This window comes from Sphingomonas phoenicis (assembly GCF_047238005.1).
In the GTDB taxonomy this organism is placed as follows: domain Bacteria; phylum Pseudomonadota; class Alphaproteobacteria; order Sphingomonadales; family Sphingomonadaceae; genus Sphingomonas.
This window is the reverse complement of record NZ_JBDFMC010000002.1, coordinates 410,867-423,817: the sequence shown is the minus strand read 5'-3', so window position 1 is coordinate 423,817 and position 12,951 is coordinate 410,867. Positions and strand designations below refer to the sequence as shown.

At 64.6% G+C, this 12,951-nt stretch carries 8 protein-coding genes; 6 read left to right on the top strand and 2 right to left on the bottom strand.

The window, feature by feature from the left end; genetic code table 11:
- The first annotated feature begins 15 nt into the window (after nucleotides 1-15).
- The 6 genes from ABC319_RS02920 to ABC319_RS02895 all read left to right on the top strand — a co-directional run bounded on the left by ABC319_RS02920 (nucleotide 16) and on the right by ABC319_RS02895 (nucleotide 6,573).
- The gene (locus ABC319_RS02920; protein WP_413068795.1) at nucleotides 16-507 is read left to right on the top strand and encodes a DUF202 domain-containing protein; all 492 of its coding nucleotides are present in this window, start codon (nucleotides 16-18) and stop codon (nucleotides 505-507) included.
- Nucleotides 508-567: 60 nt separating this feature from the next.
- Nucleotides 568-1,515 (top strand): mechanosensitive ion channel family protein, encoded by a 948-nt coding sequence (locus ABC319_RS02915; RefSeq protein WP_413068794.1) that lies wholly within the window; start codon nucleotides 568-570, stop codon nucleotides 1,513-1,515.
- A complete protein-coding gene (locus ABC319_RS02910) occupies nucleotides 1,512-2,621 on the top strand; it encodes a permease (protein WP_413068793.1) in 1,110 nt (369 codons plus the stop codon). The genes ABC319_RS02915 and ABC319_RS02910 overlap by 4 nt, the downstream gene beginning before the upstream one ends.
- 33 nt (nucleotides 2,622-2,654) lie before the next feature.
- Nucleotides 2,655-3,935, top strand: coding sequence for a cation:proton antiporter (locus ABC319_RS02905; protein ID WP_413068792.1), 1,281 nt, complete (start codon nucleotides 2,655-2,657; stop codon nucleotides 3,933-3,935).
- Nucleotides 3,932-5,278: a DUF2254 domain-containing protein gene (locus ABC319_RS02900; RefSeq protein WP_413068791.1), complete on the top strand. Its 1,347-nt coding sequence runs from the start codon at nucleotides 3,932-3,934 to the stop codon at nucleotides 5,276-5,278. The genes ABC319_RS02905 and ABC319_RS02900 overlap by 4 nt, the downstream gene beginning before the upstream one ends.
- 165 nt (nucleotides 5,279-5,443) lie before the next feature.
- Nucleotides 5,444-6,573, top strand: a protein-coding gene (locus ABC319_RS02895) for an IS3 family transposase (protein WP_413068384.1) whose coding sequence is annotated in 2 segments (ribosomal slippage) — nucleotides 5,444-5,696 and nucleotides 5,696-6,573 — 1,131 coding nt in all. Because the reading frame shifts where the segments join, the coding sequence is not laid out codon by codon here.
- A 1,528-nt stretch (nucleotides 6,574-8,101) separates the two neighbouring features.
- Here ABC319_RS02895 and paoC read toward each other — a convergent pair.
- Nucleotides 8,102-10,312, bottom strand: coding sequence for an aldehyde oxidoreductase molybdenum-binding subunit PaoC (gene paoC / locus ABC319_RS02890; RefSeq protein ID WP_413068790.1), 2,211 nt, complete (start codon nucleotides 10,310-10,312; stop codon nucleotides 8,102-8,104).
- A 286-nt stretch (nucleotides 10,313-10,598) separates the two neighbouring features.
- The gene (locus ABC319_RS02885; protein WP_413068789.1) at nucleotides 10,599-12,947 is read right to left on the bottom strand and encodes a glycoside hydrolase family 95 protein; all 2,349 of its coding nucleotides are present in this window, start codon (nucleotides 12,945-12,947) and stop codon (nucleotides 10,599-10,601) included.
- Nucleotides 12,948-12,951 lie beyond the last annotated feature (4 nt).

The window sequence follows — 12,951 nt, the reverse complement described above, 5'->3', positions numbered from 1 at the left end:
CATGCTCGTTCCCTCGTGACCGTCGCCGTCTCGATGGCACACGATCCCCGCCCGCTCGTTCAGCGCCGCATGGACGACAGCGACGCCGCGGCAAAGACGCACGAGAAGATCGAGCAATCGGCCGCCGTCCTGAAGACCAGCGCGGTCGAGCAGGTGGACAGCGCCGACCGGCGGACGGAACTCGCGGCCGACCGCACCATTCTCGCCGCCGAGCGGACCTATGCCGCCTGGGTGCGAACCGGGCTCGCGGCGCTCGCCGCCGGCGTCGGCGCGCGCGCGTTGCTGGAGGACGTGGTCGCATCCTGGTTGAGCAGGAGCGCCGGTGCCATGCTGGCGCTGTTCGCCGCCTTCTGCTTCGTCGCCGCGGTCTGGCGCGAAATCGCGCCGAGCGTCCGCCCGCCGACGCCCCGCGTTCGGCGGTTGCCAGAGGCATTGCTGATGGCGGTCAACGGTTTCCTGGTGCTCGTCGCCCTCGCCGCGTTCGTTGGGATCGTCGTCGCCGGATAGTGGTGCCGGGGCGGATCGGAACCAGTGCACAGGCCGGCCTGTTCGCATCTCATGAAGCCCGTGACGCCGCCACCGATCCGCAACCCGCTCGACCTCATTGTCGCCAAGCTGCACGACACCGTGAACGGCTTCTTCCTCCAGCTGCCCAACATTCTCGGCGGCATCGTCTTCCTGCTCGTCGCTTGGGCGGCGGCACACTTCGCGGCACGCGGCATCCGCCGGCTGTTCGGGCGGCGCGATCACGGCGATCTCGGCAGCGTTCTGGGTTCGATCGCGTTCGGCGCGATCATGATCGCCGCGGTGCTGATCGCCAGCGTCATTGTCTTCCCGAGCGTGAAGCCCGCCACGATCATTTCCTCGCTCGGCATCGGCTCGGTCGCGATCGGATTCGCATTCAAGGACATCCTGCAGAACCTGCTTGCCGGCATCCTGCTGCTCATCAACCGGCCGTTCCGGCGCGGCGACCAGATCGCGGTCAAGGATTTCGAGGGCACGGTGGAGCACATCCAGAGCCGCGCGACGCTCATCAAGACCTATGACGGGCGCCGCGTCATCATCCCCAACTCGGACATCTACACCTCGCCGGTGACGGTCAACACCGCCTTCCCCACGCGGCGCGACAGCTACGATATCGGCATCGGTTACGGCGACGATCCCTCGGCCGCCGCCGCGCTGTTCGCCGACGCGATCCGCGGCATCGACGGGGTCGAGCAGGACCCGGCGCCCGAGGCGCTGCCCTGGGGCCTCGACGCGAGTTCGGTGACGCTCAGGGCGCGCTGGTGGACCAAGTCCAAGCGGAGCGACATGGTGCATCTGAAGGCGCGGATCATCCTCGCCATCTGGCGCACCGCGCGCGAGCACGGCATCGACCTGCCCTACCCGACGACGCAGATCCTGTTCCACGACCAGACCGAGGCGACCGACGGCGACCGCACCCGCCAGCGCGAGGGCTGGCCGGTGGGCGATTCGCCCCCCGCCGCGAAGGCGCAGGAGGAGACCTCCGAGTGATCGATAAGGTCGGCGACGCGCTGCTGATGGCGGCGGGTATGTTCTGGCAGACCGGCTGGAGCCTGGTGCTCGGCTTCTGCATCTCCTCGCTCCTCCAGGCGATCGTGCCCGGCGGGCAGATGCAGCGCGCGATGGGCCGCGGCGGCGTGCGGCAGATCGCGCTTGCAACGCTCGCCGGCGCCGCGAGCTCGAGCTGCTCCTACGCGTCGGCGGCGATCATGCGGACGCTGTTCAAGAAGGGCGCGGCCCTCGTCGCCAGCCTCGCCTTCCTGTTCGCCTCGACCAACCTCGTCATCGAACTCGGCATCATCCTCTATCTGCTGCTCGGCTGGCAGTTCATGGTCGCCGAGTGGATCGGCGGGCTCGTCCTCATTGCCGTCATGAGCGTGCTGGTGAAGCTGACGCTGCCGCGCTGGCTCTGCGAGGAAGCGCGCCATCACGAGGAGATGGGCGGCGGGCATCAGCACGAGAGCATGACCGCCGACGGCGAGACGTGGCGCGATCGGCTGCGCGCGCCCGGTGCCCGCGTCGCCGTGGCGCAGAACTTCGCGATGGAGTGGCGGATGCTGTGGAAGGATCTCGCTGCGGGGTTTCTAATCGGCGGCTTCGTAGCCGCGTTCGTCCCCGATGCCGTATGGCGCGCGCTGTTCTTCACCGACGCGCCCGTGCAGGTCCAGGCGCCGCTCAACGCGGTGATCGGCCCCGTCGTCGCGATGCTGACCTTCGTCTGCTCGATCGGCAACGTGCCGCTCGCCGCGGTGCTGTGGGCGGGCGGGGCGACGTTCGGCGGCGTTCTCGCCTTCCTCTATGCCGACCTCATCGTCCTGCCGCTGCTCGACATCTACCGGCGCTATTTCGGCTGGCGCATGGCGGCGTACATGGGTGCGATCTTCTTCGCGACGATGGCGATCGCCGCGCTCGTGATGGAGACTGCGTTCGCGCTCCTCGATCTCGTGCCCGACCGCAGCATGTCCATCCGCGACCGGGTGACCGACTTCAGCCTGAACTACACCTTCTGGCTGAACATGGTGGCGCTCGTCGTCGTTGCATGGCTGGCCGTGGTTAACAAACGGCATTCGATGAACCGCGAGCACGCGCATGGTTGACGGCCTTTTCGCCCCCGTGGCCGGATCGCCTCTGTGAGCGGCCGGATCGGTGGCCTCGTGCTGACCCCGTTCGATGCCGCGGCGATCCTGATCGTGCTCGCGGCGGCGCTGGGGTATCTCAACTTCCGCTTCCTGCGGCTCCCCTCCTCGATCGGTCTCACGGTGATGGGCGCGGTCGCGTCGCTGATCGTGGTCGCGGCCGACCGGCTGGTGCCGGGATTCGGCATCGGCCACGACGTGGTGCGCTTCATCGCCGGCATCGACTTTCACGCCACGCTGATGGAGGGGATGCTGTCCTTCCTCCTCTTCGCCGGCGCGCTCCACGTCGACTGGCAGGAAATGGCGCGCGGACGCTGGCCAATCCTCGTCCTCAGCACGATCGGCGTGGCGCTTTCGACGGTGCTGATCGGCGGCGGGTTCCTGTTCCTCGTCCATGCGATCGGCTTCGACGTGCCGGCGATCTGGTGCTTCGTCTTCGGCGCGCTCGTCAGCCCGACCGACCCCGTGTCGGTGATCGGCGTGCTCAAGCGGACCGACGTCTCGCCGACGCTGGAGGCGACGGTGGCGGGCGAGAGCCTGTTCAACGACGGGGTCGGCGTGGTGATCTTCACCATCCTGCTCGCCTCAGCCGCATCGGGTGCGCCGTTCTCGCCCACCGAAGGCGTCCGGCTGTTCGCGGTCGAGGCGGGCGGCGGCGTGCTCCTCGGCCTCGCGATCGGCTGGCTCGCCTTCCACGCGATGCGGTCGATCGACGACTACAAGGTGGAGGTGCTCATCAGCCTCGCGGTGGTGATGGGCGGCTACGCGATCGCGCGCCCGCTGCACGCGAGCGGCCCGGTGGCGATGGCGGTGGCCGGGCTGATCGTGGGCAATGCCGGCGCCGCCCACGCGATGAGCGATACGACGCGCGACTATCTCCACAAGTTCTGGGACCTGATCGACGACATCCTCAATACCGTCCTGTTCCTGCTGATCGGGCTGGAGGTGGTGACGATCCCGGCCGACGCGCGGCTGCTGGTGCTGGGGGTCGCCACGATCCCGCTGGCGCTCGCGGCGCGGGCGGTCTCCGTCGTCCTGCCGCTGCAGGCGATCCGGCCGCGGCATCGCTATGCGCGGGTCGTCCCGGCGACGCTGATCTGGGGAGGCTTGCGCGGTGGCATCTCGGTCGCGCTGGCGCTCGGCCTGCCCGACGGGCCGCAGCGGTCGGTGATCCTCGCGGCGACCTACCTCGTCGTCCTCTTCTCGGTCATCGTGCAGGGCGGCACGATCGAGCGCCTGCTGCGCCGGTTAGGTCCGCAGGAGGAAGCACGATGAGGGCAAGGCTGATCCGCCTCGCGGGCGAGTTGCGCGAGAGCTACTGGTTCGTGCCGACGATCATGGCGGTCGCGGCGCTGCTGCTGGCGGCCGCCATGGTCTGGCTTGACAGCCATCACGCGACCGCGTGGATGGACCGGCTGCCCTGGCTCTACGCGGCACGGCCGGAGGGTGCGCGCAGCCTTCTGTCCTCGATCGGCGGATCGATGATCGGGGTTGCGGGCACTACCTTCTCGGTGACGATCGCCGCCGTCGTCTACGCCTCTGGCCAGTACGGGCCGAGGCTGCTCAGCAACTTCATGTCCGATCGCGGCAACCAGGTGACGCTCGGCACCTTCATCGCGACCTTCCTCTACTCGCTCGTCGTCGTGCGGACGATCCGCTCACCCGGCGAGCAGGCGGGCGAGGCCGCATTTGTCCCGCAGCTCGCGGTGCTGGTCGGCGTCCTCTTGGTCCTCTGCTCGATTGCGGTGCTGATCTACTTCATCCACCACGTCCCCAGCCGCATCCACATCAACAGCGTGATCGAGCGGATCGGCGACCGGCTGCTCGCCGACTTTAGCCGACGCTATCCGATCGGCATCGGCGAACCGCTGGACCCTGCCGACGACGAGGCCCGCATCCCGGCCGCGCTTCGCCTGAACGAGGGTGCCGACCACCATCAACGGCGGGATTTCATCGAGGCGACGGAGACCGGCTATATCCAGCTGGTCGACGAGGAGAAGCTGATCGAAAGTGCTCGGCAGAACGCCGTCGTCCTGCGTCTGCGGCACCGGCCCGGCGATTTCGTTCATCTCGGCAGCACGCTCTTCGACATCTCGCCGGCCGGTGCGATGACCGACGAGACAATCATGGCGATCCGGGACACCGTTGCGATCGGATCGCGGCGGACCGCATTGCAAGACATGCGCTTTTTCATCGACGAATTGGTGGAGATCGCCGCCCGCGCCCTCTCCCCTGGCGTCAACGATCCCTTCACCGCCAACAGCTGCCTCGACTGGCTGGGGGCGGCGATGGCCGATCTCGCTCGGCGTTCGCTGCCATCCTCCTTCAGGGCGGACGAGGATGGTACGCTCCGGGTGATCGCCTGCCCGGTCACCTTCGAAGGCTTCGTCTACCGCTCGTTCGGCGCTCTGGCGCAATATGCCTCGGCGGACATGATCGCGGCCCGGCATTACCTGACGACGATCAGCGATGTCATGCGGAACTGCCAAGACGCCGGTCGCCGCGCGACGCTGACGCGGATGGTGGAGGATTTCCGCGAGCTCGCCGAAGAATCGCTCAAGGGCTTCAATTGCCGTGACCTGACCCAGCAAGTTAATCGGCTGCTCTTGCGGCGGTAGCTCGGTGTAAGGACATGGTTACCCTGCCGCACTTCGCCGCCCAATTGTAGAATGTCGCTTCGCTAATGCAGTAATCGCAGCATCTCGGGCATCTTCAGCCACCTGACGTGCTCCCCTGAAACTCTGCCAGTTTGAGCTAGAGTCCGCCTTCGTGAGGAGACGGACGTGAAGAAGACCAGGTTCAGCGAGGAGCAGATCATCGCGGTGCTGCGCGAGCAGGAAGGTGGGATGAAGACCGCCGATGTGTGTCGCAAGCACGGGATCAGCAGCGCGACGCTGTACGCGTGGAAGGCCAAGTATGGCGGCATGGACGTGTCGCAGGCGCGCAAGCTGAAGGTGCTCGAGGAGGAGAACGGCCGGCTCAAACGGCTGCTGGCCGACGCCATGCTCGACAATGCCGTGCTGAAGGAAGTCGCGGCAAAAAACTGGTAAAGCCCGCCGCTCAACGGAAGGCTGTCGAGCATGCTCGGCAGTTGTTCGGCATCAGCGAGCGTCGGGCGTGTACCATCTTCAGCGTGGACAGGACGTCGGTGCGCTACGCGCCCCGGCGTAGTGATGATGGCGACCTTCGGTCGCGGCTGCGCGAGATCGCGGCGGAACGTCGGCGCTTCGGCTACCGGCGGCTGGGGATCATGCTGGCTCGCGAGGGTCTGGTCATGAACCACAAGAAGCTGCTGCGGCTTTACCGCGAGGAGAACCTGCGGGTCAGGCGTCGGCGTGGCCGCAAGCGAGCGATAGGCACCCGAGCACCCATGACGCTGCCACAGGGACCGAACCAGCGCTGGAGCCTCGACTTCGTCAGCGACACGCTGATCAGCGGCCGGCGCATCCGTATCCTGGCGGTGGTCGACGACTTCACGCGCGAGTGCCTCGCGCTGGTGGCGGACACCTCGCTGTCAGGCGCGCGTGTCGCTCGTGAGCTCGACGCCATCATCGCGCTCAGGGGCGTACCGCCGCTGATGATTGTCAGCGATAACGGCACCGAGCTGACCAGCCTGGCGATCCTGAGATGGACGCAGGAACGGCCTCTCGAGTGGCACTACATCGCGCCGGGCAAGCCGCAGCAGAACGGCTACGTCGAGAGCTTCAACGGTCGTCTGCGCGACGAATGCCTCAACGAGACGCTGTTCGTATCGCTCGGCCATGCCCGCTCGGTGCTGCGGCTCTGGCGCGACGACTACAACCATGTGCGGCCGCATAGTGGTGTTGGCGGGCTGACGCCCGCCGATGCTGCCAGGCGGGTTGTGCAACACCGCCCCGAGGGGCACCATACCAACCCCGGACTCCAGTTATGACTGGTAGGGCTTTGGGGAGCACGTCACACCTCATGCTCGCCCAGCATGGCGATCGCCTGAACCTCGGACATAATGCCGTCGCCGTATCGCCCGTTACCATCTGAGGAGCTGGTTAACGCTTGGCATCATTTCCGCAGTACACGTTAAAGCGCATCAGACGTGCGCTAGATCGACCCGCTACGTCGTATGAACGTACGTCAGGTTACGCCGATCCTCGCTCCGAAGCCGTCGGTCCGTTCTCCACCATAGAAGGCGTTTAAGCCCCCTCCACGCTGTACAGGGCGCTGTCGCACGCACGCAGCCAGCGCCCTCATGGCGCGGTCGATGCGCGACTAATAGCGTGAGGCTTACTGCTCAATCGACATTCTAAAGCTATCGTCCGCCGGCACCTCTTCGATTATCGGCCACGCCGAGCGCACTTACCCCATTTGCAGTGACCGAAGTTGTGATGTCGCTTGCTGAAAAATTTGCTCGCTCGCTGGTGACTGATGGTGGTATCATTAAACACGAATGCAGCTAAGTGGTTGATTTATAGCAAAGAATTGCGCTCTCTTAATCAGCGGGTCCTTGGTTCGAGCCCAAGTGCGTCCACCATTCCTAAAGATGACTATGGGCCGATGCGGTGGTCGAGGCTGGACTCACCCCCTCGGTTTTTAGCTCGGTTTACGATTGCCCTGCTCTTCAAGCTTCGAATTGGCCGTTTCCGCCGTGAGCGGAGCTGCTCCCTTACTCGAAATGGTGAACGGGCTTCTGCTTGCGATGAGACGACATTTGACTGGTGTTTTGACAAGCATGTACTTCAGCGACGATATTTATAGTTATCAATCACGTCGATCACGGATTAGTTTCGCTAACTTTATCTATGCTTTCTAATGCATAGTTGAGCAAATCATCTAAAAATTCTGAATCGGTCAATATAAGTTGGTTGAAAATATCTATGACATCATCGTACATGGCATATAACCTTTCTGTCCTTCATTATTGCCAGTAATGCAGAATTTTCATAAATTTTCTGTTTTTTGTAATATATAAATACTCAGGGAAGTGGTTAAGCTGTTTGTACGTCTTCATACTCAATTGTTTTGAGTGGAAGGTGCCAGCCCACGTCATCTGCTAGCGTTTTCAACAGGAGTAGATCCGAACGGGCAACTTCCGTCAGCGTCTCCTCTGTGGCTGGATTGCTGGGGACAAAGCGTCGGCCCGAACGCGCCTCGACCCACATCCCTCGATAAGCAGCCGTTAGGCCTGGGCGCGAGCTACGACCAAGCCTTCTTCGAGTCCTAGCGTAATCAAGCCTGTGTCTTCGCGGTCAGCATCAGTATCGGTCCATTCCATCGAAGCGAACGTTAACGTTCGGGGCGTCCCCATGCAGACAGCGCAAGAGCCGTGCCATGCGAGTTCCCGTGTATCGGTCCGCGCCAGACTCGTCATCGTGGCGGTCCGCTCTGTCGTCGGCGTCAACACTGTGTTCAAGCTACGGACACCTGGATCGCCGGCATTGCCCAATCTGCCGTACCCAGCGTGACGATCACGCCAGCGCTGGCAGGCCATCGAGATGTTTCTCGAGCGTGATGGGATATTCGCGCACTCGCACGCCCGTCGCATTGTAGATGGCATTGGCGATCGCCGGTGCGACCCCGGTCAGGCCCAACTCGCCCACGCCTTTTGCCTTTACCGGCGAGATGGTCGGATCGACCTCGTCGATAAAATGGGCCTCGAGATGCGGTATGTCCGCATGCACCGGTACCTCGTAGCCGGCGAGGTCGTGATTCACGAAGAAGCCGAAGCGTTTGTCGATCGCCATTTCTTCCATGAGAGCCGCGCCTGCGCCCATGACCATTCCACCGATGACCTGGCTCCTCGCCGTCTTCGCATTGAGGATCCGTCCGGCGGCGCAAACCGCGAGCATGCGTCTCACGCGTATCTCGCCCGTGTAGGCGTCCACAGCCACCTCCACGAAATGCGCGCCGAAGGTCTGTTGCTGGAATTGGTCGGCCAGTTTGGCGAATTCCATTATGTCCTCGACCGCGATCTCGCCATCTTTCGCCGCATCGGCCAACTTTACCGAGCGGTTTCCGCTGCGCACATGTCCATCGACGAAATCGACCTTGGTGGTGTTGAAGCCCAACCGTTGCGCCACGATCTCACGCAGCTTCATACAAGCCGCGTAGACACCTGCGGTAACCGAAGGCGCGCCCTGCTGCCCGCCCGATCCCGGCGTCTCCGGAAAGGTCGAGTCACCGAGCTTGACGACGATCCGATCGGGCGAGACGCCCATGATCTCGGCCGCCGTCTGTTGAACGACGGTATAGCTACCGGTGCCGATGTCGGTCATGTCCGTCTCGATCGTCACCACCCCGTCACGGTCCAGACGAGCGCGGGCGCCTGCCTTGGCGATCTTGCCGCCACGGATCGCGCCAGCCATGCCCATTCCGATCAACCACGACCCTTCGCGAACCGCACCAGGCTTTCTTTGACGCTTCTCCCATCCGAAACGCTCGGCTCCCTCGCGCAAACAGCGGACGAAGGCCCGCGTCGAGAAGGGCTTGCCCGGGTTCTCGGGATCGACCTGCGTATCGTTGACGACGCGCAGCTCGACGGGGTCCATCGCGAGCTTCTCCGCCAGCTCGTCCATCGCCACCTCCAGCGCCATCAATCCCGGCGCCTCGCCAGGCGCGCGCATCGCATTGCCTTCCGCCAGATCGAGGATCGCGAGCCGCATCCGGGTCAGCCGGTTCGCGCCGGCATAGAGCGTCCTCGTCGACGTGACGGTCGGCTCGGTCCGCCCGCCGACAAGGTTACCCGACAAGCTGTCGTGACCGATCGCGGTCAACCGTCCGTCACGATCCGCCCCAAGTTGTACGCGCTGGATGGTCTTGGGGCGATGAATCGTGGCGTTGAACATGATCGGACGCTGCAACGCGATCTTCACCGGGCGTCCGACCACGCGGGCAGCGATGGCCGCTAGCGCCAGGTCGATCTGCACGGTCCCTTTACCGCCGAAGCCTCCTCCGATGTAGGGGGAGATCAGGTGGACGTTCGCCTTCGGAATGCCCAGGATCAGCGCGAGGTCGCGCGTTCCCCAGTTCATCTGCTGGATCGACGTCCAGCACGTTACCCGGTCGCCCTCCCATTTTGCGAGTGAGGCATGCGGCTCCATCATGGCGTGCGCCTGATCCGGAACCGTGTAGGTCTCGTCGACCTTAACCGGAGCCGTGGCGAATGCCCTGGCGAAGTCGCCGACCTGCTTTTCATTGGGCCCGCCGAACTCGCCTTCCGGCGGGACAGCCGCGCCGCGATTCTGGGCTGCCAGATCGAACCGTCCGGCCGTCCGCTGAAATTCGACACGGATCAGTGCGGCCGCCGCGCGGGCCTGCTCGAAGGTTTCTGCAACGACCACGGCAACGGGCTGATGATAATGATCGACCTCCGGCGCCGCGAGCATCTTCTGGACGTAGAACTTGCCGACGCCGGGTTTGCCGGCATTGAGATACGTCACAACGCCGACGACACCGCGCGCGCGCTCCGCCTCGCGCGTGTCCATCTTTGCGATGCGACCCTTGGAAATCGCAGCGCCGACGATGTAGCCATACGCGAAGCCCGGCGCCACGTCCTGCCATTCATAAGCGTAGGTGGCGGTGCCGGTGGTCTTGAGACGCCCCTCGTACCGGTCGATCGGCTTGCCGAGGATCGTCATCCGGTCGGTCGGATTGTCGCCTGCTGGCGTATCGAAGATCATGAACCCTGTCCCCGCATGTCCGCCGTCACGTCGGCGATGTTCGATACGCTTTGCATCGGCAGATGTTGCCGCCTGTTCGTCCGCGCAGATCGAGGCGAGAGCGATACAGCCGCTGATCCGCTCCCCTGCGATGGTGGTGCAAGCGCCGCATCATGCTGTCGGGCCGCTACCCCGCAGTTCGTCTGGCACCGATTGAACAAGCTTTCCCGTTCGGTATTCCCGTGCGCGACGCTGCTGACGATGTTCCGTGTACGGATATCCGAATTACCATCGGTCGCCCATCGGATCATGCCCGTTCGGCCAACCGCAAGACGACCTCGACCGGCCGCCCCTCTGTGAGCGCGACATCGGCACTCAATCCGGCCGGTCTCCCCGCTACCGCAAAACCGCGCGGTGGTCGCACCGCTATCCGGCCTGTCTTTCCGGCCAGTCGTACACTGATCCGATCGTGGGTCCATTCAACGTCGACCACGGTGCCGCCCCGCGCGCGTAAACCCTTCACCGATCCTGTCGACCATTCGGGCGGCAACGCGGGTAAGACCGCGATCTCGCCGTCGTGACTTTGCAGCAGCATCTCCGCGATCGCGGCAGTGATGCCGAAATTGCCGTCGATCTGGAACAGTGCGTGCCCCGGCCCGGGATGGGTATCGAGCAGGTTACCGGCCAGGCTGTCCTTCACGAACAGTTGCAACGAGCGCCCGGCTGCGGCGCGATCACCGAGCCGCGCCCAGATCGCCGTCGCCCATGCGCGGCTCCACCCGGTGGCGGCACCGCCGTTGTTCTCGCGCCGCAGCATCGATGCACGCACCGCTGCCGCCTTGTACGGCGTGCCTCGCACCGTGAACTCCGCGCCGGGATAGAGCGGGTACAGGTGCGAGATGTGGCGGTGGCCGGCATCCTGCTCGGCGAAATCCTTCGACCATTCCTGCAGCTGGCCGTGGCGACCGATGCGATAGGGCTCCAGCGCCTCAACCAGCGATGCCAGCCGATCCGCGAACGTCTGATCGGTGCCGAGCAGCCGGGTGGCTGCTAAACAGTTGGCGAACAGGTCGCGGATCAGCGCGAGGTCCATCGTGCAGCCGGCAGCGATCGCGGCGGGCTTGCCGTCGGGCGCGATAAACAGGTTCTCGGGCGAGATGGAGGGCGCGGTAGTCAGCCGCCCGCCAACGGGATTGCGGACCAGCCATGCTGCGCAGAACTCCGCCGCGCCGCGCATCAGCGGCCATGCACGTGTACTCAGGTAAGCGAGATCGCCACCAAAGGCATAGTGCTCCCATAGATGTTGCGCCAGCCAAGGCCCCCCCATCGGCCAGTTCGCCCAGTTTGGATCACCCCTCCCCTCGCCGACCGGGTTCGTCATCGCCCAGATGTCGGTATTGTGGTGCAGGCACCAGCCGGGCATCCCGTAATAGGTGCGCGCGGTCATCGCGCCCGTGTGCGCCAGCCGCTCGATATGGTCGATCAAGGGCAGGTGGCATTCTGCAAGATTGCACGTCTCGGCCGGCCAGTAATTCATTTCCATGTTGATGTTGGTGGTGTGATTGCAGCTCCACGGCGGCCGCACCTTCTCGTTCCAGATTCCCTGGAGGTTGGCGGGCTGCGTCCCGGGTCGCGACGTCGCGATCAGCAGATAACGGCCGAAATGGAACAGCAGGGCTGCCAGCGCGGGGTCGGGTTGTGCGAAGTCGGCGACCCGGCGGCGATCGGTGGGAGCGCCGGTTCGCGTCGGCCCCAGATCCAGCTGCACGCGGCGGTACAGCGCCCGGTGTGCGTCGACATGATCGCGCCGCAGCCTGGCGAAATCCCGACGTGCCGTTTTCTCCAGCGTCGCTCCGGCCGCTGCCTCCACGACCGACTTGGCAAGATCGGGCGCATGATCGAACCCGCGAAAGCCAGTGGCTGCGGCGATTCGCAGCTCGATCATGCTCGCCTCTTCGACTCGTATGCCATCGCCGTCGGCAGTCGCCGTCCCATCCGTGCGCACGTCCAATACCGTGGCGAAATGCATTCCGCGGCCCGGTTCGTCCGAGTAGATGATCGGTTCGGCGACCGTGTCGTAGTCCGGCTTGCAAATCGTCGGCGCCTTGCCGGTCAGCACGATGCGGCGATCCGACGCACGAGCGGTCGAGCGCAGTAGGCTCGACAGCGCTATACGACAGGCCAACGCCCCCGCCTGGCTGGCGGTCACTCGCAGAACCACTATCTGATCGGGATGGGAGACGAACGCCTCGCGCACGTAATGCACGGTACCCGCCTGATACTCCACGGTGGCGACCGCACTGTCGAGGTCGAGTAAGCGGCGATAGTCTGTTGGCGCGTCGCCCTGAGCGAAATCCAGCGTTAGGTCGGCCAACGGCTGATAGCTTTGGCTGTACGGGCCCTGCATCGAACGAGCCTGCCGATCGGCTCCATGATAGTCGCCCGCAAAGACAAGCGCGCGCATCGCGGCCAGCCGCGCCGGATCGGCCGCGGGCGGCTGCACAGGCTGGCCCGACCACAAGGTATCTTCGTTCAGGGAGACGACCTCATGATAGACGCCACCACGCACCATCCCCCCCAGCCGCCCGTTGCCGATCGGCAGCGCCTCCAGCCATTCGGTCGCCGGTGTGTCGAAGGTCAGGGAATGCGGATTCATAACG